23 protein-coding genes and 1 riboswitch are annotated in these 24343 nt (G+C 42.1%); of the genes, 19 read left to right on the top strand and 4 right to left on the bottom strand.

Annotated elements, in window-relative coordinates; genetic code table 11:
- Positions 1-25 precede the first annotated feature (25 nt).
- The gene (locus tag ACK8P5_RS15110; RefSeq protein ID WP_422657095.1) at positions 26-880 is read right to left on the bottom strand and encodes an SDR family oxidoreductase; all 855 of its coding nucleotides are present in this window, start codon (positions 878-880) and stop codon (positions 26-28) included.
- Positions 881-1136: 256 nt separating this feature from the next.
- Here ACK8P5_RS15110 and ACK8P5_RS15105 point away from each other — a divergent pair, with 256 nt between their 5' ends.
- Positions 1137-1373, top strand: a complete 237-nt coding sequence (locus ACK8P5_RS15105) for an indolepyruvate ferredoxin oxidoreductase subunit alpha (protein WP_379246529.1) — start codon at positions 1137-1139, stop codon at positions 1371-1373.
- An 88-nt stretch (positions 1374-1461) separates the two neighbouring features.
- On the opposite strand, the gene ACK8P5_RS15100 is transcribed toward ACK8P5_RS15105, so the two are convergent.
- Positions 1462-2532 carry a P-loop NTPase gene (locus tag ACK8P5_RS15100; RefSeq protein ID WP_422657094.1) on the bottom strand — a complete coding sequence of 357 codons (1071 nt, stop codon included), beginning with the start codon at positions 2530-2532 and terminating at the stop codon, positions 1462-1464.
- Between the two features lie 218 nt (positions 2533-2750).
- On the opposite strand from ACK8P5_RS15100, the gene ACK8P5_RS15095 reads away from it, so the two are divergent.
- The 11 genes from ACK8P5_RS15095 to ACK8P5_RS15045 all read left to right on the top strand — a co-directional run bounded on the left by ACK8P5_RS15095 (position 2751) and on the right by ACK8P5_RS15045 (position 14118).
- Complete coding sequence (locus ACK8P5_RS15095) at positions 2751-3080, top strand: four-helix bundle copper-binding protein (protein WP_422657093.1); 330 nt, start codon at positions 2751-2753, stop codon at positions 3078-3080.
- A gap of 236 nt (positions 3081-3316) precedes the next feature.
- Positions 3317-3449, top strand: a riboswitch (cyclic di-AMP (ydaO/yuaA leader).
- A 3-nt stretch (positions 3450-3452) separates the two neighbouring features.
- Positions 3453-3926, top strand: coding sequence for a C40 family peptidase (locus ACK8P5_RS15090; RefSeq protein WP_422657092.1), 474 nt, complete (start codon positions 3453-3455; stop codon positions 3924-3926).
- An 87-nt stretch (positions 3927-4013) separates the two neighbouring features.
- Entirely contained in the window at positions 4014-4961 is a 948-nt protein-coding gene (locus ACK8P5_RS15085) for a phosphotransferase family protein (RefSeq protein WP_422657091.1), read from the top strand.
- A gap of 34 nt (positions 4962-4995) precedes the next feature.
- Positions 4996-5385: a 2Fe-2S iron-sulfur cluster-binding protein gene (locus tag ACK8P5_RS15080; RefSeq protein WP_422657090.1), complete on the top strand. Its 390-nt coding sequence runs from the start codon at positions 4996-4998 to the stop codon at positions 5383-5385.
- Positions 5386-5481: 96 nt separating this feature from the next.
- Positions 5482-5892 carry a VOC family protein gene (locus tag ACK8P5_RS15075; RefSeq protein WP_422657089.1) on the top strand — a complete coding sequence of 137 codons (411 nt, stop codon included), beginning with the start codon at positions 5482-5484 and terminating at the stop codon, positions 5890-5892.
- Positions 5893-5948: 56 nt separating this feature from the next.
- Positions 5949-7562, top strand: a complete 1614-nt coding sequence (locus ACK8P5_RS15070) for a response regulator (protein ID WP_422657088.1) — start codon at positions 5949-5951, stop codon at positions 7560-7562.
- The gene (locus ACK8P5_RS15065) at positions 7559-9364 is read left to right on the top strand and encodes a sensor histidine kinase (RefSeq protein WP_422657087.1); all 1806 of its coding nucleotides are present in this window, start codon (positions 7559-7561) and stop codon (positions 9362-9364) included. The genes ACK8P5_RS15070 and ACK8P5_RS15065 overlap by 4 nt, the downstream gene beginning before the upstream one ends.
- Before the next feature lie 5 nt (positions 9365-9369).
- The gene (locus ACK8P5_RS15060) at positions 9370-10347 is read left to right on the top strand and encodes a substrate-binding domain-containing protein (protein ID WP_422657086.1); all 978 of its coding nucleotides are present in this window, start codon (positions 9370-9372) and stop codon (positions 10345-10347) included.
- Positions 10348-10485: 138 nt separating this feature from the next.
- Complete coding sequence (locus ACK8P5_RS15055) at positions 10486-11982, top strand: sugar ABC transporter ATP-binding protein (RefSeq protein ID WP_422657085.1); 1497 nt, start codon at positions 10486-10488, stop codon at positions 11980-11982.
- A gap of 37 nt (positions 11983-12019) precedes the next feature.
- Positions 12020-12994, top strand: a complete 975-nt coding sequence (locus ACK8P5_RS15050; RefSeq protein WP_422657084.1) for an ABC transporter permease — start codon at positions 12020-12022, stop codon at positions 12992-12994.
- Between the two features lie 113 nt (positions 12995-13107).
- On the top strand, positions 13108-14118 hold the full coding sequence (locus ACK8P5_RS15045; protein ID WP_422657083.1) for an ABC transporter substrate-binding protein: 1011 nt from the start codon (positions 13108-13110) through the stop codon (positions 14116-14118).
- 82 nt (positions 14119-14200) lie between these two features.
- Here ACK8P5_RS15045 and ACK8P5_RS15040 read toward each other — a convergent pair whose 3' ends face one another.
- On the bottom strand, positions 14201-15061 hold the full coding sequence (locus ACK8P5_RS15040) for an AraC family transcriptional regulator (RefSeq protein WP_422657082.1): 861 nt from the start codon (positions 15059-15061) through the stop codon (positions 14201-14203).
- Positions 15062-15219: 158 nt separating this feature from the next.
- Here ACK8P5_RS15040 and ACK8P5_RS15035 point away from each other — a divergent pair, with 158 nt between their 5' ends.
- Genes ACK8P5_RS15035 through fucU form a run of 4 tightly spaced genes read left to right on the top strand, consistent with a single transcriptional unit; the run spans position 15220 to position 19704 of the window.
- Positions 15220-17010: an L-fucose isomerase gene (locus tag ACK8P5_RS15035; protein WP_422657081.1), complete on the top strand. Its 1791-nt coding sequence runs from the start codon at positions 15220-15222 to the stop codon at positions 17008-17010.
- A 26-nt stretch (positions 17011-17036) separates the two neighbouring features.
- Positions 17037-17696, top strand: coding sequence for a class II aldolase/adducin family protein (locus ACK8P5_RS15030; protein WP_422657080.1), 660 nt, complete (start codon positions 17037-17039; stop codon positions 17694-17696).
- Between the two features lie 20 nt (positions 17697-17716).
- Positions 17717-19219, top strand: coding sequence for a rhamnulokinase (locus ACK8P5_RS15025; protein WP_422657079.1), 1503 nt, complete (start codon positions 17717-17719; stop codon positions 19217-19219).
- 53 nt (positions 19220-19272) lie between these two features.
- Complete coding sequence (gene fucU, locus ACK8P5_RS15020; protein WP_422657078.1) at positions 19273-19704, top strand: L-fucose mutarotase; 432 nt, start codon at positions 19273-19275, stop codon at positions 19702-19704.
- 79 nt (positions 19705-19783) lie between these two features.
- Here fucU and ACK8P5_RS15015 read toward each other — a convergent pair whose 3' ends face one another.
- Positions 19784-20188: a DUF4183 domain-containing protein gene (locus ACK8P5_RS15015; protein WP_422657077.1), complete on the bottom strand. Its 405-nt coding sequence runs from the start codon at positions 20186-20188 to the stop codon at positions 19784-19786.
- 216 nt (positions 20189-20404) lie between these two features.
- On the opposite strand from ACK8P5_RS15015, the gene ACK8P5_RS15010 reads away from it, so the two are divergent.
- The 3 genes from ACK8P5_RS15010 (at position 20405) to ACK8P5_RS15000 (ending at position 24325) form a co-directional block, all read left to right on the top strand.
- The gene (locus ACK8P5_RS15010) at positions 20405-20818 is read left to right on the top strand and encodes a DUF4183 domain-containing protein (RefSeq protein WP_422657076.1); all 414 of its coding nucleotides are present in this window, start codon (positions 20405-20407) and stop codon (positions 20816-20818) included.
- A 266-nt stretch (positions 20819-21084) separates the two neighbouring features.
- Positions 21085-22872: a sensor histidine kinase gene (locus ACK8P5_RS15005; protein ID WP_422657075.1), complete on the top strand. Its 1788-nt coding sequence runs from the start codon at positions 21085-21087 to the stop codon at positions 22870-22872.
- A 259-nt stretch (positions 22873-23131) separates the two neighbouring features.
- On the top strand, positions 23132-24325 hold the full coding sequence (locus tag ACK8P5_RS15000) for an ABC transporter substrate-binding protein (protein ID WP_422657074.1): 1194 nt from the start codon (positions 23132-23134) through the stop codon (positions 24323-24325).
- Positions 24326-24343: the final 18 nt, after the last annotated feature.

Raw genomic sequence — 24343 nt, 5'->3', positions numbered from 1 at the left:
ACTTTAACCATGGATACCAATCCGGTTACTTCCCTCGCCGGGTTAATGCAGTAAGCTCATCCCACTGTTCAGAGGTTAACTCACCAAGATCATTAAATTGTCCAGCACCTTGAAGCCACTCACCGCCATCGATTGTAATAACGTCGCCATTAATGTAGGCTGCGTAATCAGATATTAGGAAGGCTGCCAGATTGGACAATTCATCCTTATTGCCAACACGCCCGAGTGGAACGCGGTCAATCATCTTCTGTTCAAACTCTGGAGTAGGAGCCAACCGAGACCATGCACCTTCTGTTGGAAACGGACCAGGGGCAATGGCAACTTGACGTATACCGTAGGGGGCCCATTCTACGGCAAGTGAACGGGTGATCGCCAGTACCCCAGCCTTAGCTGCCGCGGATGGTACAACATAACCGGAACCCGTTGAAGCATAGGTTGTCACGATATTAAGCATGGTTCCAGATGAACCTCTCTCAATCCAACGCTTACCGACTTCCAGGGTTGTATAAAAAGTCCCGTGAAGTACAATGTTGAGTACTGCATCGACAGCTCGTGAAGATAGTCGTTCTGTGGGGCTGATGAAGTTGCCGGCAGCGTTATTCACGAGAATATCTATGCCACCATAGTGACTTTCTACAGCATCGATAAGCGCGTGGACTTGAAGGGGATCACGTACATCACAGCTTCTATAATAGACGTCGTGTCCCAAGGGACTCATTTCTTCTGCTGCATTCTTCAGTACTTCTTCGCGGCGGCCACAGATCGCAAGTTTAGCTCCCAGCTCTAAAAACTTCTCACCCATAGCGCGACCAAGTCCTGTGGCACCACCGGTAATTAATATAACTTTGTCTGTTAACAAGTCATTAGTAAATAGTCCCATTTATCATTCACGCTCCCCAAGAGTTTTGTTGAATTCAAACATCTATATAATTCCAGCGTATAAGTACTAACGGAGGATTAGAATAGAAGATCTTTCCTAAAATGAATTGACAAAGCAACAAATGTTTCACATAATTATTATATGTTTTTGTTTAAAAAGTCCTTGTGAGGATATTTCTTGTCCTACTTTTTCTAGTTTTGATGTATGATTAAATGAGGTAGCTTAGAGTAGATTAGTGAAAAGAGGGGATTAATCCATGTATGTTATTGGCTCAGCTTGTATAGATGAAAAAGCTGGTGAATGTGTCGACGTATGTCCAGTTGATTGCATTGAAGAAGGAGAAGATCAATTCTACATTGACCCGGATATTTGTATTTCCTGTGGCGCTTGTGAAGCAGCTTGTCCCGTGACAGCAGTATTTTATATCGATGATTTGCCGGAAGAAGAGAAGCCTTATTACGAAAAGGCTGTAGAATACTATAAGAACAAATGAAGCTAATACTTAAATAAACACCCTTCCTCATAGGTGCAGAGTTACTTTCAGCTCACCTATAGGGAAGGGTGTTTTTAATTTACAATCATTATGAAAGCGTCTGAACAACATGAATAGCTATATCATCGTAGATTTGCTTCAGAAGATCAGGATTCGTGGATTGTTGTTCATCCGGGATGATCGGAACCTGAGCGAGCACGGAGGTATTTAGCTGTTCTGCTAACTTTGAACCGCCGCCTTTACCAAAGATATAATGTTTATTTCCGGTCGGATCTTCATAGTAAGACATATTCTCAATAACCCCAATAATGTGGTGATGGGTCTGGAGTGCCATCATTCCTGCACGTTCTGCAACAACTGTAGCTGTGGATTGCGGTGTCGTAACGATAATTTCAGAGCACTCTGGGAGCATCTGATGGATAGCTAGGGCAATATCACCAGTCCCCGGGGGAAGATCGATAAGCATGTAATCCAGAGGACCCCACATTACATCGTTCAAAAAGCTAGAGAGCATTCTTCCAAGCCGAGGGCCACGCCACAAGACAGGATCATTACCTTTGACAAAAAAACCTGTAGAGATCACTTGGATTCCATCTCGTTGCAGTGGTGTGGGACGACTATTCGTAGGTTCAGGCTTCTCATGGATCCCCATCATGTCAGGTATACTGAAGCCATAAATATCAGCATCAATAATGCCGACTCTTTTACCGACTTTATGCAAAGCTTTTGCGAGATTCAGAGTCACAGTAGATTTACCAACGCCTCCTTTGCCACTAGCAATGGCGATGAATTTCACCCCAGCTTTAACCATGGGGCTCACTGGAAAGGGATTCGGAGCTGCAGGTCTTGCTGCTGATTTTGTCTGTGATTGTTGCATCTCCAGTGCTCTAATGGATATGTGTTGTTTCTCCTCTTCGGATACTGTCTTTATTCTTATATGTATACTTAATACTCCTATGGTACGAAGCAGCTCTTCGATCTGTTGTTTCTGGGTTTCTGTTACGCCTTGTGTCTGATCTTGTTCGGTAGCGATCAGGGTCAGTGCAGCTTTGTCTTCCTTCAACATGACATCTCGGATGTATCCAATCTGAATCAAAGGAAGTTTTAGATTGGGGTCGATGATGGTTGCCATTTTGCTTTCAAATATCTCTCTAATCATAAGTCACCTCTATACATGTTTCTTGATTGCCGATTTTCTTGTTCAGTTCAGTTTAAAGAAGTTGAAACGACTAGTCAATGAAAGCTCGATTGTGATGTATTTTGTGAAAATTTTGTGAGTATATAGCCATTCTACACAGAAACCACACAAATTCTGTTTAATAAGAGGTAGCCTCGTTTTGCAAAAGGTGAAATTCGATTCTGAAGGGAGAACTACCTATGTCACATGAACAAATGCAGAAATGTATTGATGAATGTCTACGTTGTATGCAAGCTTGTAACCACTGTTATTCCGCTTGTCTGGAAGAAGAACATATGGAAATGATGAAGGAGTGTATCCGCCTAGATCGGGAGTGTGCAGATTTATGTGCCTTTGCAGCACATGCAATGTCTATTAATAGCTCTTATGTCAAACAAATCTGCGAGGCATGTGCAGAGATGTGTGAGAGATGCGGCAATGAATGCAAAAAGCATGATCATGAACACTGCCAGCGCTGCGCTGAGGCATGTTTCAGATGTGCTGATGCATGCCGAGCTATGGCAGCTTAAACGAGATTAGTAGAGTCGAATAGTAGGAATAAAAGCAGCCGGATTTTTCCGGTTGCTTTTTTGATGTCTTCATTTGAAATATCATCTGGTATAGTCCAACCGTTTACGGATAGGTAAATAATAGGGGAATGATAGTGAGAGAAGGAATAAGTAGAGGAAGAAATTACATTTTTGTCACTCATATCATTGACATATCTAGCCAAAATATATTACAGTATGATAGGGTTACAAAATATTAATGAATTTTGCCGAATTTCGTTTTTGAAAACGGGGGAACCGATCCGGGTGAATTATTCTTGCAATAGAGGGAATATAGGAGACCTTCAGCCGAACCCTTAGCTAACTCCGTAGGCACCGAAGGGAGAAAGTGTTTTGAAGAAAGTCATTATATCATTACTAGGGTCTGCACTTATTTTTTCTTCTGGCGCCTTCACAGCATACGCTGATATGCCAAAGCTTCAAAGTCAAGTAACACAGTTGGTTGGAACTCCGTATAAATGGGGTGGAACAACGGAAAGTGGATTTGACTGCTCAGGATTTATTCTGTACATAATGAATCAATATGATCTAGATTTACCTCGTACATCAGCTGCACAAGCCAAAGCGGGGACTCATGTTGATCAAGAAGACCTTCGAATGGGAGATTTGGTATTCTTTAATACAAGTGGTCGTGGAGTCTCTCATGCAGGAATTTATGTCGGAAATGATCAATTTGCTCACGCATCAACAAGTAAGGGTGTAAGAATCAGTAAATTGTCTGAATCTTACTATAAGACTCGTTATGTAACTGCACGCCGCGTGATCAGTCAAGAGAATTATGTTCAGATGGTAGGAACTATTAATTAATAATGAATCAAAGCCCGCGATTAATATCGCGGGCTTTTTAAATATATGATCGTATTTCAAAGTGATGAACATGGGGGATTATTCGTTATGTCTTACTTATTTCGAAGAGAAATTAACAACTGGCATTCCTGGGGAGCTGTTTATCAGTCCATAGAAGATTTCAGGCTATTAATCGAAGAAATATTTGCAAGAGAACAACTGACTGGAGCAGAGCATATCTCTCACTTGAAGCCAGGAACCAACGCGGTGTTCAAAACAGGGGATTATGTCATTAAGATTGTTGCCCCATTAGAATCGGGTTTAGATACAGACTTAGATTATAGAGCTGAACAAACAGCAATGCAAAGAGCCATCCAGCAAGGGATTCGTACACCATCCATTGTTGCTGCGGGCACGTTAGAGGATAAGTATGCATTCAAATACCTCATTATGGATTATATTGAAGGGGAAAGTGCTGGCGATGTCTTCACTCAATTAACTCTCGAAAAAAAGAAACAGTTCATCGAAGAGATGCAGCATAATTTATCGAAGTTGAATATTCGTCCTGATGAAGAGTTTAGTCGTGAATTCATTATAAATAGAGCATTACATAACGAGAGATGGCATATTGTAGCACCCGAAGTAGGCAAGCAAATTAATGATTATCTAAGAGAGTATAAGATTCAAACTTATGTTCATGTGCATGGTGATCTAACAGGTGACAATGTACTGATCAATTCGATTGGACAGCTCTATATTATTGATTTCGCTGATAGTACAATTGCACCGGTTGAATATGAGTTTCCTCCAATTATATTTGAGTTATTGCAAAGTGATATCGAAGGCATTTTTGAGTTTATTAAGGGGTTGGGGATGAAGTATAATGAGTTTATTGATCGATTATTTGCAGGAACGCTGATGCATGATTTTGGCGCGAATTTTGTAAGAGCGATTTATGAGAAATATACGGGCAGAGAAATTACAGAACTGAATGATATTTTTGAAATCAAGAGATTGCTCCATAAGCATCTTCTGCCAAATTCCCTAATTACATAAGTTTAGTCTATCTGTTTGAGGAGGGAAGTACAGCGTGTTTAAATTTTGGAAAGGTCGGGAGAAGAAAGAATCTGTTCTTGAAGCTTCCGAGGCATCCACTCCTAGTATACAAGCAAGTACAGAAGAGAAGCTTGTACTGTTACGAGGAAGGAACACCGAGCAGGATGTTGCTCCGGTTGTCGGTATGACGATTCTCGAACTTGCAGAACGGAATGAGGTCGATTGGAACTCTTTTTGCAAAAGGGGGACTTGCGCTCGCTGTCGTTGTCATATAAGTGAAGGAATGGAGCATATGTCCGCTGCGAATGAAGCGGAAGAGAATAGACTGGATCCTGAAGAGATTGACGATGGTTATCGTTTAGGATGCCAGACGAAATTCGAGAGAATAGGCGTTGTTTCTATTAAGCACGCACCATACTTTTAAACATATTTCATCATGATCGTACCCGGAGGCCTGTAATCAGGTTATCCGGTTTTTTTTATCTTAAATACAATAATAGTTCAATTTGGAGGGATTATGATGAAGCGCTACGATAGTGACACAAACTGCTCTATATTGCAGAGCCCGATTCAAAACAAAATAGGTAGTGTCTTTGTACCGGTTCGAGACCTTGAGGAATCTCGCCTGTGGTATTGCCAGCTCTTTGGGCTAAATGTAATGGATTGTGAAATTTTGAATGGACATTTATGTCCTCTCCCTATGCAAGGAACCGGACTCATCTTAGACACAATGCCCATGTGGGGAGGAGAGGAACTGGGTGGAGCACCACACATTACAACGCCTGCATTTATGCTGCTTACGCATGATTTGGAAGCAGCATTCGCCTACGCTGTGGAAACAGAAGTTGATGTCGTGACGACGATCGAGAATAATCAATGGTTTGTTATTAAAGATCCAAATGGGAATCTTCTCATGATTTGCAGGGAGTAATCAGGTAACATGCTCATCCGTACATTATATTATTAGGTTGGTTGGGGGCGTTTCAATTGTATAAGATCATCATAGTGGATGATGAACCCATTGTCCGAGAAGGAATCAGGGATCGTATTCAATGGGAAGAACATGGCTTTGTATGTGTGGGTGTCAGTGAGAATGGACAAGAGGCATTAGAAGTCGTTGCTAGTCTTCGACCAGATGTTGTATTAACTGATATTTATATGCCTTTTATGGATGGACTGGAACTCTCCCGTCGCATAGTGGAGCTGTATCCACGCACGAAGATCATAATTTTGACGGGATATGATGATTTTGAATACGCACAGCAAGCAGTGAAACTACAAGTGACAGATTTTATTTTGAAACCGGTTACATCAGCAGAACTCCGTGAGATACTGGATAAATTAAAAGTCGAAATGGATGAAGAGCGTGGAAATCAGGAACATCTTAATCAATTGAAACAACAGTTAAACGAGAGTCTTCCGCTGCTCAAAGAGAGGTTTCTTGAACGTCTAGCATCCTCAGCACTGAGCGAATGGGAAATCACGAGTAAAATGGCATACTTCGATATTGCACTGACCGGTCCTTTATTTGTAGCTATAGCCACAGATATGGATGAACTGCGTCCTGATGACCATGGTACCGATAATGAGCTGTATGCTTTTGCTGTTTACAATATTATTCAAGAAATTATGAGCGATGAACCCGCTTCTGCTGTTTTTCGTTATAAAGGGAATAAGGTGATTACTGTATTAACCGGAACGGGAGAAGAGGCGATATATACACATGCTCAAGAAATAGCCGAGGCCATTCGCAGTTCCGTTAAACGCTATCTGTCCTTTACGGTAACGGTTGGTGTGGGAACGATCTGTCGTGAACTGAAAGATCTCAGACACTCTTGCCAAGCTTCCGTAGCGGCGCTGGAATATCGTCTGTTAATGGGTAGTGATCAAGTTGTAAGCATATTAGATCTAGAGAATAGAAGTTCAATGCCACTATATGACGGAACAAATGCGGAGAATGCCCTTATATCTGCTATAAAGACAGGTACACAAGGAGATGTTGATCATTCGATCCGTCGGTTAATCGGAGAACTTAAGCATGCATCGATATCCATTGAGCAGTGCTACATTCGAGTGCTGAGGACGATGCTGGCTGTACTTCAGGCTTTGCTCGAAATCGGCTGTAGTGAGAAAGATTTACTTGGGAAGGAAACTCGTCTATTAACAGAGTTGTACTCTTTTCGTTCATTGGAAGAGATAGAATACTGGCTCAAGGATATGTGTAAGAAGGCCATCCAAGGAGTCGTCGAGACACGTAAGGATATTTCGCGTCATCAGATGTCAGAAGCGGTACAATTTATCCACAACCATTACGATGATCCAGGGCTTTCCGTAACAACGGTGTGCAGCCGGATTTTTATGAGTGCAAGCTATTTCAGTTCTTTATTTAAGATCCATACGGGAAAGACTTTTGTAGAATTTGTAACCCGTATTCGAATGGAAAAGGCTAAGGAGCTGTTAAAGCATTCTACTCTCAAAACTTATGAGATTGCTATGAAAACAGGTTATCAGGATGCTCAGTATTTCAGTGTGCTCTTTAAGAAAAATACAGGGGATACACCGACTGACTACCGCCAGAAGATGATGGCAGACGGTGCATGATGATGTGGCGTAATACGAAAATCAAAAGTATCCAATCTAGAATAGCAGGCACCTTTGTCTTGCTTGTTCTGTTGACGGCATTACTGTTAATATTCATTTCCTACCGATTGTCAGAATCGGCTGTGCGAGAAACGGCCGAGAGTTACACCGCCGAATTAATCAATCAAGTAAACGCCAATATACAGACTTATATTACAGGCATGAAGGATATCTCCTTGACAGCAATGAATAATCCGGACGTGAGAGAATACTTGGCGTATGCCCAATCCCTTTCACCGAAAGATTTGTCATCGCTAGAGTCCAAAATATCGGAGTATTTCCACTCTATTCTAGTCTCTAGAAAAGATATTACATCGGTTAATATATTCGGCTACAATGGGACATTTATTTCAGATCGGCGCGGTGTTCAGTTAAATCCGAACAGTCCACCAGCAGAGCAGTCTTGGTACCAGCAGGCACAGAAGGCAGCTGGGCAGGCCGTGATTTCTTCATCCCATGTGCAACCTGTGATTAAAGATGAATACCAATGGGTAGTCTCGCTAAGCCGTGAACTGCGCGGGATAGATCGTTCACAAGGACTTGGTATTCTGCTCATAGATCTTAATTTTAAAGTCATTAATGATATGTTAAATCAGTTGGACCTTGGGAATAGAGGCTATGTATTTGTAGTGGATCGGGAAGGTAATATTGTGTACCATCCACAACAACAGCTTCTTTATAGCAATTTGAAGACAGAGCAGATTGAACGAGTACTTCAAGAGCCAAGCGGTGGATTTGTTACTCAAGAGGATGGTGTAAGCCGGATATACACCGTTAAGGATTCGGGATTCGGTTGGAAAATTGTCGGAGTGTTTTATGAGAATGCGCTGGTTGAGAACAAAAAGAAAATGAAGCTCTCTTTTGCAGTAGCTGGCTTGTTCTGTTTAGGAGTAGGTGTGATGGTCTCTTATCTCATATCTCGGAATCTGACAAGGCCGATAAAGAGATTGCAGGAGAATATGAACGAGGTGGAAAAAGGAAACTTCGATATCCGTGTTCCAGTTGGACATTCGAAGGAAATATCCAGCTTGGCCCGTAGTTTTAATCTGATGATGATGAAGATCAAAGAATTGATGAATCAAATCGTTGTTGAACAAGAGTTCAAACGCAAGAGTGAGCTAAATGCCCTTCAAGCCCAGATCAATCCGCATTTTCTCTATAACACACTCGATTCAATCATTTGGATGGCTGAGGGTAAGAAGCATGACGAGGTTATTCTGATGACATCAGCGCTAGCTAAATTATTCCGGGCATCACTGAGCAAAGGCCAAGAGCTGATACCTTTAGCAACTGAAATTGAACACATTACAAGCTATCTCAAAATCCAGCAGATGAGGTATCAGGATAAGATCGAATTTACGGTCCATATTGATTCATCACTCAAAAGGTATATGACGCTTAAGGTTCTACTTCAACCCCTTGTAGAAAATGCGATCTATCATGGGGTTAAGAACAAGCGAGGAAGAGGTATGATTCATATTCATGGAGTTCGAATCGGTCATGATATTGAGCTTCGGGTTATAGATGATGGTATTGGTATGGATGAGGAGACCATCCGAACGATCCTTTATCCATCAGATTCACATAATACGACTAAGGTAGGGGTTGGGATCGCAAATGTTCATCAGCGTATTCAGTTATACTTCGGTTCAAAATATGGATTGTCCTATAAAAGTGTCCTGAATGAGGGGACGACAGCGATTGTGACTATTCCTGCAATTCATTTTGATGAACAGGGCAGTAAGGAGGAGGAGTTAGCCTGATCAGAATGTTCAAATTACGTTACATTGTTCTAGCATTTATAGCGATGATCTTGGTGGGCTTTTCCTTAAATGCATTATGGATAAAAGGATTTTCAGCAGGACCCAAGAAGATTATTGTTGTATTGAAAGCTACGGAGGAGATTGAGTTCTGGCGAGTATTAACCGATGGGGTTCAGACAGCTTCTAAAGAATTTGACGTTCAAGCATCAGTGATAGGCCCACCTAAAGAGATCGAGGTTGATCTACAAATCTCGATGATCGAACAAGCCATTCAAGAGAATCCGGATGCAATCGTGATGGCTGCTGGTGATTATAACCGTCTTGTACCTACTGCGCAGAAGATCAGAAAAGCAGGCATCCCACTGATCATGATTGATTCCGATATTAATGGCGATTATGCAGAAAGTCTAATATCTACGGATAATATCGATGCTGGTGAGAAGGCAGGTAGAGAAATGGCAGAACTTCTACCACCTAATGCCAAGGTTGCAATTATTAGTTATGTTCAAGGAACGTCAACACAGATAGAGCGGGAACAAGGAGTTCGTAGCATCCTCAGTTATCGTAAAGGAACCGAAATTGTTGGAACTTATTACAGTGAAGGGATGGAAGAGACGGCTTACAACATTACGAAGGAATTGCTTCAAAAGCGCCTGGATCTCGATGGCATTGTTGGACTTAATGAACCTTCAACTGTTGGTGCCGGGAGAGCTATTCAAGAGCTTGGTCTTATGGGTAAAGTGAAGCTTGTTGGATTCGACAGCTCCATTGCCGAGGTGAAGTTGCTAGAAGCAGGTGTGCTTCAATCAACGGTCGTTCAGAAGCCTTTTAGCATAGGTTACCTCGGTGTAAAAACCGCATTGTCCGTTCTGAACGGAGATAAGGTCCCGCCTGAGATATATACAGATTCTGTTGTTATCCATAAAGATAATATGTACACAGAAGAAAATCAAAAACTACTCTTTCCCTTTGTGGAAGAGTAGTTTTTTTATTCTCTAAACCAGTAAGATATTTTAATTTTTAGTGGAATTTTCAACATGGAGAAGAGAATATTCCATTCCTTCCATTGAGCACGACTTATACAATTAATCACACAGACTTCGTGTAAAGAGGTGAGAAGCTTGGGAGAAGTACTCGTATCCATGACTGGCATCGAAAAGAGCTTTCCTGGTGTACAGGCGCTAAGCGATTGCCGATTTGAATTGTTAAAGGGTGAGGTTCATGCATTAATGGGTGAGAACGGTGCAGGCAAATCCACATTAATGAAAGTTCTCACGGGTGTTTATCAGAAGGATGTAGGTACCATTGTATATAAAGGTAAGCCTATTGAAATTTTGAGTCCTAAAGCCGCTCAGGATGCTGGTATAGGAATGATTCATCAAGAATTGAATCTTTCTCAAGATTTGAGTGTTGCACAGAATATTTTTATGGGACGTGAACCGAAGAAAGGCTTTGGATTGTTCTTGGATGAGAAGGAGTTGAATCGCAAAGTGCTTCAGCTCTTCGAATTAATGGATCTTGATCTGGACCCTTCTACGCTTGTGGCGGATTTAACCGTCGCTAAGCAGCAAATGGTGGAAATCGCCAAGGCGTTGTCTTTTAACTCCGAGGTGTTAGTGATGGATGAACCGACAGCAGCTTTAAGTGAAACGGAGATTGCCGATCTATTCCGGATTATAAATCAACTTCGCAAGCAGGGTGTTGGAATTGTGTACATTTCTCATCGGATGGATGAAATTAAGCAGATTACAGATCGAATTACAGTGATGAGAGATGGTCATTATATCGATACCGTCTTTACATCTGAGGTTACGAACCAGCAGATCATAACGATGATGGTTGGCAGACAAATCTATGATTCTTCGAAACCGGAGAATGCTCGCACCAATAGCGAAACCGTGCTTGAGGTCATTGGACTGAATCGAAATAGGGTTCTTCATGATATTCACTTCAAGCTCAAGAAAGGTGAAATTCTTGGAATAGCTGGATTGGTAGGAGCAGGGAGGACCGAGCTCGCTAGAGCCATATTTGGAGCAGACAAAATACAATCAGGAGAAATTCGGATTCATCATCGTAAAGTCACAATTAAAGAACCTCACGACGCGGTACGACAAGGTATTGGATACTTGTCAGAGGATCGTAAGAGATTCGGCTGTGTGGTCGATCTAGACGTGAAATCCAATGTTGTGATTGCTTCTTATCGAAAATTTAAATTTGCTGGATTTATTCAATCCTCCAAGATCAGACGAACAACTCAGGAAATAGTCGACAAGCTCAAGGTAAAGACCCCGCATATCGATCAAGAGGTGAAATTTCTCTCAGGTGGGAATCAGCAGAAGGTTGTGATTGGGAAATGGCTAACTCGCGATTGTGACATTCTTATCTTCGATGAGCCAACCAGAGGGATTGATGTGGGGGCCAAGAGTGAGATCTATAAACTACTTAATGATCTGACAGAGCAGGGTAAATCCATCATTATGATATCGTCAGAGTTACCGGAAATACTTCGTATGAGCCATCGGATCCTCGTGATGTGCGAAGGGCGTATTACAGGTGAGCTCGATTACCAAGAGGCCACGCAGGAGAAAATCATGCACTTGGCGACTTTAAGAATGTAATGTAACCGAATAATGCACGTCAGGAGGATGATATGGAATGAACATCAAACTGCGATCGAAATCAGGAGCAATTCAGCAAGTACTGGCACTCGCCAGCTTAATTGTACTCATCGTTACATTTTCGCTATCATCAGGCAATTTTTTTCAGTTCTCTAACATTGTCGGTATTTTATTCTCAACCGCTGTTATTGGTGTTCTAGCACTCGGTTCCACATTCGTCATTATCACTGGAGGAATTGATCTTTCTGTCGGTACAGTAATGACCTTAAGTGCGGTGATGACAGGTGTATTCATTACATTCTGGGATGTACCTGTCCCACTTGGTATTCTTGGAGGAATATTAACCGGTGCTCTCTGTGGTCTGATCTCAGGGACAGCTGTCGCTAAGCTGAAGATTCCACCGTTTATTGCGACACTTGCCATGATGATGATTGCCAAAGGGTTGGCTCTCGTGATCTCAGGAGCGAAACCCATTTATTTTAATGATGACGAAATCTTTATGGAAGTGGCACAAGGTTCGATACTGGGATCGATCATTCCAGGATTTGATATTCCGAATGCGGTCTTGATTTTCTTTATCGCTGCGTTTCTCGGTTACATTATTTTGTCAAAGACGATTATTGGTCGATACAATTTTGCACTCGGCAGCAATGAAGAGGCAACTCGCTTATCCGGGGTTAACGTTAACTACTGGAAACTCGTCATTTATACCCTAACTGGAGCTTTTACCGGACTTGCAGGGGTACTTATGGCTTCGCGTCTTAATTCAGCGAATCCTGCATTAGGTGCAGGATACGAGCTTGAAGCTATTGCAGCGGTTGTTATAGGTGGTACTTCACTAAGTGGAGGCAAAGGTACGATTGTTGGAACGGTCATCGGGGCATTGATTATGAGTGTGCTTACTAATGGTCTTCGTATTCTATCCGTTCCTCAAGAGTGGCAGACCGTTGTGGTAGGTATCGTTATCATCTTAGCCGTTTATGCAGATATCCTTCGACGTCGTAAAGCGTAGCATAGTTCTTTTATGCTTATTCTTTGCCCTACCCATTCAATGACTGAGGTAGACACTTCCTGAAGGAAGTTCTATAGATTGTAACTATTTCATAAACAAGGGGAGAATGAATGATGAAAAAGTTATCCATATTGGCCATGGTATTTATGTTGACTACAAGTCTGCTTGCTGGATGTGGTTCTTCAAAGAATGGAGCAAACGGCGGTGACACACCGAGTCCAAATGAATCAGAAACAGGTACGAAAGCTGAAGGTGAAATTTATATCCCGATCATCTCCAAGGGATTCCAGCACCAATTCTGGCAAGCGGTAAAATCGGGTGCAGAGCAAGCGGGGAAAGAGTTTAATGTGAAGATTACTTTTGAAGGACCAGAAACCGAATCTCAAGTGGATAAGCAGATTGAAATGCTTCAGGCTGCGCTCGATAAAAAACCAAGTGCGATTGGATTCGCTGCGCTTGACAGCCAAGCTTCCATTCCACTGCTGAAGAAAGCGAAAGAGAACAATATTCCGGTTATCGCGTTCGACTCGGGTGTAGATAGCGATATTCCTCTGGCAACAGCTTCTACGGACAATTTAGCAGCATCAGCTCTAGCAGCTGACAAAATGGCAGAACTAATCGGTAATGAAGGTAAGATCGCTATGATCGTACATGATCAGACGAGTGTAACGGGAGTTAGCCGCAGAGAAGGATTTAAGAAACAGATTGAAGACAAGTATCCAAATATTCAAATCGTAGATATTCAATATGGTGGCGGAGACCACTTGAAATCCACAGACCTTGCAAAAGCGATCATGCAAGCGCATCCAGATCTAAAGGGGTTCTTTGGAGCTAATGAAGGTTCAGCTATTGGTGTTATTAATGCGGTTGCTGAGATGAAGAAAGAAGGGCAAATTACAGTGGTCGGATTCGACTCAGGTAAACAACAAATTGACGCGATTAAAAATGGAAGCATGGCGGGAGCGATTACTCAAAATCCAGTTGGTATTGGTTATGAAACGGTCAAGGCAGCTGTAGCAGCGATCAAAGGCGAGAAGATCGAGCCGGTTATCGATACTGGATTTTACTGGTATGATAAGAACAATATCGATAGTGATGAGATCAAAGCTGTAATCTATGAATAAGTAGATATGAATTAAAAAGAAGAAGCCGCTCGAAGAGGATATTAACCTCCTTGTAGTCGGCTTCTTCAATTTGTCGAGTGAACTACCCTGATGGTAGGCTTCGTTCTTGATCTCTAAATGAGCTCGGAGTCTGCCCGGTCACCTTCTTAAATAACATGGAGAAGTATTTCTCATTCCCATAACCGACCTTCGAAGCTACTTCATGCACGGGGATAGTGGATTTCGCAAGGAGTCTCTTCGCTTCCTCAATTCTACGAGAAATTAAGTAATTGAACGGAGAGTCGCCAAGCTCTTTTTTGAAGAGATGGGACAAATGATGCTGGCTAACATAAAGTGTATCTGCAATATCTTTCAGGCTGATGCTCTGTGTATAGTTTTTATCAATGAATTGCTTGGTGCGAAGTGCGATTTCATTCTTGCCTTTGAGTTCTTGAAATTGATGTTTTACATCGACAATTCGGTAGATGACCGTAATCAAGGACATAAGTAGATTCGTACTTAACGTCTCGTAACCTAGAACTTGTGAATCACACTCTTGAAGGATCTCAGATAGATAGCTCTCAACTTTATAAGCATACTTCTCACAAGATATAACGGGATCAACATAAGGAGGAAGCAGCATACCTTGTGGAACACCATCAATATGAAGATGATCTACTCCGCAGTATATGACTTTGAATGGCCCTGACGCTCTAAAATGTTCTTCATGAGGTACACCCGGATTATATATAGCGACATCACCTTGGTGAAGCTCGTAGGTTTTGCCTCCAATAATAAACTCGCCGCTTCCTTCAACGATATAAATAATCTCGCAGTAGTCATGAATTTGCGGAGGTCCGTAGAAAAAAGACTCATCTACAACCTGACCTGCAAATAGAAGCTCTGGATTGCGCTTGAAACTGAATTGATCACTTTTGCTGTAAGGTATTTCGATTTTTGGCACCTGATGTTCCTCCAAAATCCTATGATAGCTTCATTATATAATAATCTTCACTCTTATTGCTGTCTTGTAATTAAGATATAACAATATAGTGGGTTATCTCATGTAATAAACCTCTTTAGAATAGAATTAATGATAGAAATCCAAGGAGGTAATAGATCATGATTGAAAGCGATTACAGATGGAAAGATGGATTTCCGAAAATAGGCATTCGGCCGACGATTGATGGTAGAAGAAAAGGCGTTCGTGAATCACTCGAAGATCAAACGATGAATTTGGCAAAATCGGTTGCAAAGCTGCTATCTGATAGCCTGCGTTATCCAAACGGAGAACCGGTAGAGTGTGTTATCGCCGATACCTGCATCGGAGGCGTGGCAGAAGCCGCAGCGGCTGCGAAAAAGTTCAAAAACTCCGAGGTTGGTTTGACAATTACCGTTACTCCTTGCTGGTGTTACGGTACAGAAACGATGGATACAGATCCATCCCTGCCGAAGGCTGTATGGGGTTTTAACGGGACAGGTCGCCCAGGTGCAGTATACTTGGCAGCTGTATTGTCTGCCCATGCTCAGAAGGGTCTTCCTGCGTTCGGTATATATGGTGAAGACGTTCAAGATGAAGGAGATAGCGTTATTCCAGATGATGTTCAGGAGAAGTTGCTTCGTTTTGCAAGAAGTGGTCTATCTGCTGCCTATATTCGTGGGAAATCTTACTTGTCAATGGGTTCCGTATCCATGGGGATCGCAGGTTCGATCGTAAATGATTCGTTCTTCCAAGAATACCTTGGCATGCGTAACGAGTATGTTGATATGAGTGAATTTACACGTCGTTTGGAAGAAGGAATCTATGATCCTGAGGAATATGAAACGGCTCTTAAATGGGTTAAAGAAAGCTGTACAGAAGGACCGGATAACAACCCTGAACACTTGCAGTCCAGTCGTGAGCGTAAAGATCTAGAGTGGGAAACGGTTGTAAAAATGACACTGATCACACGTGACCTCATGATCGGAAACCCACGTCTTGCTGAACTTGGATTCGAAGAAGAGGCGCAAGGCCATAACGCGATTGCTTCTGGATTCCAAGGACAAAGACAATGGACGGACCATGCTCCGAACGGTGATTTCCTGGAAACCATGCTAAATTCATCTTTTGATTGGAATGGTAAACGTTCACCGTACATCGTTGCTACAGAGAACGATAGTTTGAACGGTGTGAATATGTTATTCGGATATTTGCTAACAAACACGGCTCAAATCTTTGCAGATGTTAGAACGTACTGGAGTCCCGCTTCGGTTGAACGCGTTACAGGCTATAAGCTTGAAGGTGCAGCAGAAGGTGGAATCCTTCACCTGATCAACTCTGGTTCTGCAACACTTGATGGGACAGGGGAGCAGGAGCGTGATGGTAAGCCTGCGATGAAGCCTTTCTGGGAAATTACGGACGAAGAAGTTGAGAAGACATTAAAGGCTTCGCAGTGGAGACCGGCTTCTGTAGAATACTTCAGAGGCGGCGGATTCTCAACGGATTACCTGACTCGTGGCGGTATGCCAATGACGATGTCCCGTCTGAATCTGGTTAAAGGTCTTGGCCCTGTGCTTCAGATAGCTGAGGGGTACTCCGTTGAACTTCCAGAGCATGTACATGACACGCTAGATAAGCGTACTGATCCGACATGGCCTACAACTTGGTTTGTACCAAACCTCACAGGTCAGGGAGCTTTTACAAGCGTATATGAAGTAATGAACAACTGGGGAGCGAACCATGGCGTAATCAGCTACGGACATATTGGAGCTGACCTCATTACCTTGGCATCTATTCTTCGAATTCCAGTAAATATGCACAATGTGCCATCTGAGCAAGTGTTCCGTCCTAGAGCATGGGGAATGTTTGGTACAGAGCATGCTGAAAGCGCAGATTTCCGCGCATGTCAAAATTTCGGTCCACTGTATAAATAAACAGGTGTGAGAAAAGGAGAAACCATATGCAAAACTTAGATACACGAAACGAGCTATGTAAATACGCACGTAAAATCGTGAATGATGGACTCGTTGTGGGTCCAGGTGGAAATATCAGTGCTAGAACCGGAGATAAGATGTACTTATCTCCGAGCGGATTTGCACTTGAAGAGATTGAACCTGAACAGTGGATTGAAGTCGATATTCCTACAGGAGAGATTACGGATATTGGGCTTCGTCCTTCATCTGAAGTGCTCATGCACTTGTATGGATATCGTGCGAACCCTGATATGGGTGCCATGGTGCATACGCATCCGTCACACTGTATTGCGTTTACGTTAATCGAACAAAATCTTCCCATTATGTTCCCAGATCAAGCAGCGCTCGTTGGTAGAACAGCTTATATTCCTTACATTATTCCAACAACGGATTTGCTTGCTGATGCTGTAGCAGAGAAGGTAGTCCAAGCAAGTTCGATTCTGCTAGGTAATCACGGTCTGGTGACAACAGGTAGAAATCTTCGTGAGGCATACTACCGCACTCAAGTTGTCGAAGAAAGTGCCAAAATCTATTTGAGTGCACGTGCTGCTGGAACCCCAGTGCCTTTAACTGATCAAGAAGTCGATGATATAGCTGCACTGGAAAGTGAAGATTATCGGATCCAGTTACTTCAAAAAATGAAATAAAGTATTGGGTGGTGCTAGTGATGAACGATACACCTGCAGTGCTCGCATTTGATATGGGAGCAAGTAGTGGCCGCGCGTTGATCGGAGAGATCATCCGGCAGGATGAGGGAGACCAGGGTAAGCTTCAAATTACTGAGATTCATCGTTTTCCTAACATACCTGTACAATTTGGTGAGCATCTGCACTGGAATATCGCTGCCCTGTTCCAAGAAGTAAAGAATGGTATCCAGAAGGCTTTTCAGTCTGGGTATACACCGCAAAGCTACGGAATGGATACATGGGGCGTTGATTTCGGGCTTATTGACCGAAATGGTGAGCTTGTCGGTATTCCTTATCATTACAGGGATACCCAGACAATGGGTATGGTGGAGAAGACGAGCGCCCAGGTTGGACGTCAGAGATTGTTCGATGAAAGCGGGCTGGCGTTCATGCCCTTTAATACGATTTTTCAATTACATGCGATGGTCAAGGCAGACTCTCCGAAGCTGGAAATCGCGGAAAAGCTCCTATTAACACCTGATTTACTACATTATTTTCTTACGGGTCAACAGGTCTGTGAGTTTACGATGGCTACAACAACTCAGCTATATCATGTGAAGAACAGAGCTTGGAATACGCAGCTTATTGAGGAGCTCGGTTTAGATCCTTCTCTATTCATTGATCCGATTGAACCTGGGACTATTATTGGGAAATTACAGGATTCGATCTGTCAGGAATTGAACGTTCCGGCGATTCAAGCGATTGCAGTAGCTTCACATGATACAGAGTCCGCTGTTGTCGCTGTACCAGCAGAATCGAAGACGTTTGCATACTTAGTAAGCGGTACATGGTCTCTTCTCGGAACGGAGCTTGATGAGCCGCTTATTCATCCAGATGTGCTGGACCTTGAATTCTCTAACGAGGGAGGTGCATATGGCACCTTCCAACTGCTTAAGAACATCATGGGTCTTTGGATTGTGCAGGAGTGCAAACGTCATTGGGATCGTAATGGCAACGAATACTCGTTCAGTGAACTTGTGGATTTAGCTCGTGAAGCAGAACCGTTCCGTAGCTTTATCGCACCGGATGATCTGCGATTTATGAATCCACCGGATATGATTGCTGAAATTCAGAGTTATTGTCGGGAAACAGGCCAGAAGGTACCTCAAAGTGCAGGGGAAATTGTACGCTGCATACTAGAGAGTCTTGCTCTAAGATATCGAGAAGTGCTTGAGCGAGTGGAAAAACTCACCGGTAATCAGTATGCTGGACTGCATATGGTCGGCGGTGGTATTCAGAACGAGCTTCTCTGTCAATTTACGGCCAGTGCTCTAGGCCGCCCGGTGTGGACAGGACCTGTTGAAGCAAGCGCGATTGGTAATATGCTTGTTCAATTTATTGCAAGTGGTGCGATTCAAAACCGGGAAGAGGGAATTCAGCTTGTGAAGCGATCCTTCCCTATGTCATCGTATGAACCGGAACAAGGTGAAGAGTGGGATCAGGCTTTTGCTAGTTTCAGAAGTATTACTACAGTGTCTGTATAGAATAGCTAATTCCAATAGTATGATCATGATCCTTAGTGGAAGGTTGTGTAAAGATGCTAAAAGGAATCTCAAGCTTGATATCTCCTGAACTACTAAAAGTGCTCATGGAAATGGGGCACGCCGACGAAATTGTGTTCGGTGATGGAAATTTCCCTGCAGCAAGTCATGCACAGCGTCTGGTTCGCGCGGATGGTCATGGCATTCCTGAGCTGTTAAAGGCGGTATTGCCGCTGTTCCCACTTGACATCTATGTGGAGTCCCCAGTCGCATTGATGGCTGTTACGCCAGGTGATACGATTGAAACCCCAATCTGGGATGAATATCGTCAAATTGTCAAAGAACATCACTTCAAAGCGATCGAGCTTGAAGAGGTGGAACGCTTTGCTTTTTATGAGCGTGCGAAGAAAGCATATGCAATTGTCTCTACTGGAGAGAAAGCGCTTTGTGCTAACGTGATTTTGAAAAAAGGTGTTGTGGTAGAATAAGTAGCATTGCATTAGAGAAGAAGGTGTACCAAGGTCAATCTGACCGTGGTACACCTTCTTTTTTTTGAAGAATAAGGGTCTATGAGACGATTCGAGCAGAGAAGGATAGTACTTCAATAATGATTGGAGTTCCAGCAATGATCTGATTTCCCACAGAGTGGATAATCAGATTATGTGGGCTGACTTTATATATACGTCCTTCTTGAAGCATCCCGTTAATAAATAGATTGGTGTGGCTGTGTGATCTTATGTTCGAGAAGAATTTTACGGGTCTACCTTGATCGTCTGTGAATTCATGAGCGGAAATCGTAAGCGGTTCATCAATTGAAATATCAGTCTTTGTTTCGTGAAAGAACCGTTGAATATTAGGAACGATAACTATTTTATTAAAGCGGATTTTTCTGTAGATAAGAATGACCTTTTTTGAAGGTAGACATTTTCGTTTTCGTTTTTGGGTATGCTTCTTCTTGCATCCAAGCTTCATAAGCTATAATCACACCCTCGTACCAATCGTTTACTTATTATATGTACCTGCTTATCAAATGAATGGACTTCTACTTATATCAAAAGAATGTCTTTGAATTTATTTATATAAATAGTATGTATGCCTCAAGCAAGTATTGTAGTTCAATCATTAAATGATAGTGGCGCAGAGTTGCTGCTGCTAATTAATAATAACGTGTAGAAAGGAGTGTAGATCATGCCAGTTATCAAACATGTATTTACAGCGATTGCATCAAACCCGATTGCAACAGGGGGATCAATAACTACGGAAGTTGAACCGAATGTGACTCGATATTACGCAACAATATCCGAAGAAATGATTGGTGCAACGAATACAACGATGCCTGCGGCTAATTTTGTAGATGATTCAGATGCTCTAATTCAGGGCTTTCCTGCGTTATCCAATACGGATTACTTCAATATATATATTAATGGTATGCTTCAGCTAAGCTCGATTTCGACGCTTTCTCCAACCGAACTTACGATAAATTCGATAGATATTCTCGCAGGAATTCCAATTATAGTAGAAATCTCTAGTTTCGCAGGAGCAACATCTGTGATGACAACACAGCCGACGATATCTGCTCCAACCATTACTATTATTAGTTAGTGAGTACCTCAAAAGAACTGTCACTAAAGTAGAGGATTCTACATATGGTGACAGTTCTTTTTTGTGCAAAATAGAGGTTTAAAGGAATGTCGAAAAGCGGGGAATTGCTCAGAATTGCTTGCTATGTAAGTCTGTATTTGTAACATTGTGAGTACTTTTGTCAGCATGCAGGAAGTTAGACAAAATAGAGGGAATATGTTTCATCCATATACCAAGGGAGGTGGGAGTGACAGTATATGAGCTTATCTCTTAAAGGGGAGGAACATATGAGAAAAAATTGGCGGATGTCTAGCACGTTGAGATTGTTCTTTATACTTGTGGTCATTCTGCCGATCATTCTATTCTCCATCATTATTCTAAATATTTATGAACGAGACATTCTTCAGCAAAATACTTCACGATCCCAGCAGACTGCACAGGCGATATCTTATTCTGTTAGTCAGGAAATTAGCAGGTTGACAGGGCTATTCGCTTCAATCGGCATGGACAAAGATGTAATGGCAAAGCTTTATGAAATGAATCAAACGACAGGAATTGAAAGACAGCAAGCAAGTGATGAGCTAAAGGTGTTAATTGAGAAATATACAGCATCCATATCAGGGCGAGTACTATCGGTGAACTTTTTTTTCAAAGACAATAAATCTTATTCATACTTAAAAAACCTGAACATGGATGACTCATATTTCCGTAAGCAGCCATGGTATGATCAGGTTCTGAAAAATTCGGATAGTGTTCATTTTCTAGGTATGTTGCCTAATGTTCTATATGGAAATTACAATCCTTATAATATGGTGGCCGCCTTATCACCAAGTGTCATCAACCCTTTATCGAATCTAGAAATGATCTTATTTACGTTTGAGAGTAGTGCTTTTGATCATATTTTGCAATCGAGGGATAATACGGAATCCACTCTACACATCGTTACGGAAGGAGGGCGAATCGTCTCCTCCAACACCCTTGCCTCTAGAGGAAGTGAATTCCCAATGCATTGGTTCGTGAATCGAGGCCCACAGGACAAAGGGTACTTTGTAGATGTAAATGAAGATAATACAAATTTGATCACGTATGCCAAGATAAATCAGACGGAGTGGTGGCTTGTACAGTCGATTCCGTATGCAGATTTAACAGCCAATTATCTGAGCGTGAATTATATTGTATGGATTTTTGCAATCATGATTATTGTGGCATTTATTCTAGTGTCCTTCTACTTAGTATCTAATGTGACCAAGCCGTTAAGCGAGCTTCTTCGTCAAATGGATCGGGTAACAGAGGGAGATTTAAATGCTAAATTTATGACCACAGGTAGTCAGGAACTGGTTAAGCTTGGCGAATCTTTTAACCATATGACAGAGCGAGTGCAAGACTTGTTACGTCATCACGAATTGCAGGAGATCGAGAAGAGAAAGGCAGAGTTCGCAGCACTTCAGTCGCAGATTAATCCTCACTTTTTAATCAATACGCTTAATTCAATCAAATTTATGGCTTTGATCAGTAAAGCAGATAACATCAGGAATATGACACATGCTCTGACACGTTTATTAGCATCTTCATTTAATCGTGGTGGAATCTTGACTACGATTGATGAGGAGATGGATCATTTGAAACATTATTTGTACATTATGGAAATTCGTTTCGGTAGACCGATTCAAACAGAGTGGAAGGTGGAGGGGGATTTAGCGGGTTTCTACATATTGAAGCTATTGTTACAACCGATTTTGGAGAACAGCATTATTCATGGCCTCAAAAATGTAGAGTATCCCGGGATGATTCAGATTGTCGTACGAAAACAAGGGGAAGATCTCCTGATAACCATTGCAGATAATGGTGTAGGGATGGCGGATACGAGCTCTCTTTCATTGGATAGTGATGGCAGTCCTCATAAACATTCATTCAGTGGTATGGGAAACAGGAATGTTCATAAACGGATTCAGCTTCACTACGGGATGCGTTACGGATTAAAGTACGGGAAGAATGAGCCCCAAGGAACCATCGTAACGATTAGATTACCATTAATCCATACGACAGAGGAAGCTCAGGATCAAATGTTAGGGTAAGGAGGTAAACTGAAAATATAGCGGAGGATCATAAAAGATCAATGTCTAGGCGGAAAACATCATTCAGCTGTGACTTCAGAGGAGGTATGATGGTGTTCAATCTTGTAAGCGCATACTTTAATACTTTTTAACTTTTTTTTGAAGGCAGTGATTAATCGAAGTGAAAATAATACTCCGTGCATCCTTTATAGGAATCATTTCTCTTATTTTCATGGGCTGTGTTCTCTCTTTGAGTAATATCAGCCCAAGGGAAGGAACAATGCAGCAACAAGGAAAAGTGAATCAGGATCAACCGATAAAAATTAAATTTGGTATGTGGGAAGCGAAGAGTGACATCGAATTTTGGACTGAAAAGGTCAAGGAGTATTCGATCATTAAGCCCAATGTAACCGTTGAGGTCGAGACCATCCCAGATAATAGTGGTCAATACTTAAAGGTTCGATTAGCAGCTAATGATTTACCCGATATATTTTACTTGAAGCCTGCTGATCTGATCACTTATAAAGCGGCGCTTCTACCACTGGACGGATTAACTGCAGCGATCAAAAACAAATATCCTGCGAAGTTAGATAATTCAATCCTTGGCTTACCCCTTGTATCATTCTCTGAATATGTCTATTACCATCCGAGTATATTTCAAGAAGTCGGCGTTGAAATTCCGCAAACAAAGGATGAATTTATGGATGTGATGATGAAGATCAAATCTCATGGTAAATACATTCCGATTGCGATCGGTGGTAAGGATAGCTGGACATTTTATCCCTTCACCGAATTTGGACCCCCGCTGTTAGCCGGCAATGAGAATTACCTGTCATTCATCGCTGAGCAGGAACGACCATTCGGGAAAGACTCTCCATTCGAACAGTCTGCAATGATGATTAAGAAGATGGCAGAGCATGAACTTGCAGGGCCCGATGCCCTTAATATCGGTTTCGATCAAGCCAAACAACTGTTTCAAACGAATAAAGCGGCCATGCTTGCATTAGGACAGTGGTATCTAAGAGATCATCTGTCGAAGACTAATAGTGATAAAGATTTAGATGCATTCTCATTACCTTGGAGACAATCGACTTCTGAGAGTCTTCAAGCAATCACGATGCCAGATCAGTATATGGCGATTAATAAAAATTCAAAGAACACAGAGGAAGTGAAAGCATTTCTGGAATGGGTGTTCAGCCCAGATGTGTATCAAGTGTATATTAACTATTCGCAAAATTCATCGACACTAATAAATATCGAATCGATTCTACCGTTCTTTAAAAAGGTTCAAGAAGAGCATCCGTTTGAGCCCTTCATGTATCTCGGAATCGATGAGAAATTTGAAAAAGTGAAAAATGCAGTACAATTCGATGAAAAAAAAGCGGCACAAGAAATATTCTCAGGAGCTAAGGTGTCCGATATTCAACAGAAACTGAATCAAGACTGGGAAAGAGCGGTTCAAGCTTTGAAGTAATCATAAGGCTCAATTATG

This window comes from Paenibacillus sp. EC2-1 (assembly GCF_049311625.1).
Classification (GTDB): domain Bacteria; phylum Bacillota; class Bacilli; order Paenibacillales; family Paenibacillaceae; genus Paenibacillus_AQ.
This window is presented reverse-complemented; position numbering and strand designations above follow the sequence as displayed.

Coding starts and splice junctions, on each gene's coding strand:
- ACK8P5_RS15110 (WP_422657095.1), bottom strand. CDS start 880: ATGGGACTATTTACTAATGACTTGTTAACAGACAAAGTTATATTAATT.
- ACK8P5_RS15105 (WP_379246529.1), top strand. CDS start 1,137: ATGTATGTTATTGGCTCAGCTTGTATAGATGAAAAAGCTGGTGAATGT.
- ACK8P5_RS15100 (WP_422657094.1), bottom strand. CDS start 2,532: ATGATTAGAGAGATATTTGAAAGCAAAATGGCAACCATCATCGACCCC.
- ACK8P5_RS15095 (WP_422657093.1), top strand. CDS start 2,751: ATGTCACATGAACAAATGCAGAAATGTATTGATGAATGTCTACGTTGT.
- ACK8P5_RS15085 (WP_422657091.1), top strand. CDS start 4,014: ATGTCTTACTTATTTCGAAGAGAAATTAACAACTGGCATTCCTGGGGA.
- ACK8P5_RS15075 (WP_422657089.1), top strand. CDS start 5,482: ATGAAGCGCTACGATAGTGACACAAACTGCTCTATATTGCAGAGCCCG.
- ACK8P5_RS15065 (WP_422657087.1), top strand. CDS start 7,559: ATGATGATGTGGCGTAATACGAAAATCAAAAGTATCCAATCTAGAATA.
- ACK8P5_RS15060 (WP_422657086.1), top strand. CDS start 9,370: ATGTTCAAATTACGTTACATTGTTCTAGCATTTATAGCGATGATCTTG.
- ACK8P5_RS15050 (WP_422657084.1), top strand. CDS start 12,020: ATGAACATCAAACTGCGATCGAAATCAGGAGCAATTCAGCAAGTACTG.
- ACK8P5_RS15045 (WP_422657083.1), top strand. CDS start 13,108: ATGAAAAAGTTATCCATATTGGCCATGGTATTTATGTTGACTACAAGT.
- ACK8P5_RS15035 (WP_422657081.1), top strand. CDS start 15,220: ATGATTGAAAGCGATTACAGATGGAAAGATGGATTTCCGAAAATAGGC.
- ACK8P5_RS15030 (WP_422657080.1), top strand. CDS start 17,037: ATGCAAAACTTAGATACACGAAACGAGCTATGTAAATACGCACGTAAA.
- ACK8P5_RS15025 (WP_422657079.1), top strand. CDS start 17,717: ATGAACGATACACCTGCAGTGCTCGCATTTGATATGGGAGCAAGTAGT.
- fucU (WP_422657078.1), top strand. CDS start 19,273: ATGCTAAAAGGAATCTCAAGCTTGATATCTCCTGAACTACTAAAAGTG.
- ACK8P5_RS15015 (WP_422657077.1), bottom strand. CDS start 20,188: ATGAAGCTTGGATGCAAGAAGAAGCATACCCAAAAACGAAAACGAAAA.
- ACK8P5_RS15010 (WP_422657076.1), top strand. CDS start 20,405: ATGCCAGTTATCAAACATGTATTTACAGCGATTGCATCAAACCCGATT.
- ACK8P5_RS15005 (WP_422657075.1), top strand. CDS start 21,085: ATGAGAAAAAATTGGCGGATGTCTAGCACGTTGAGATTGTTCTTTATA.
- ACK8P5_RS15000 (WP_422657074.1), top strand. CDS start 23,132: ATGCAGCAACAAGGAAAAGTGAATCAGGATCAACCGATAAAAATTAAA.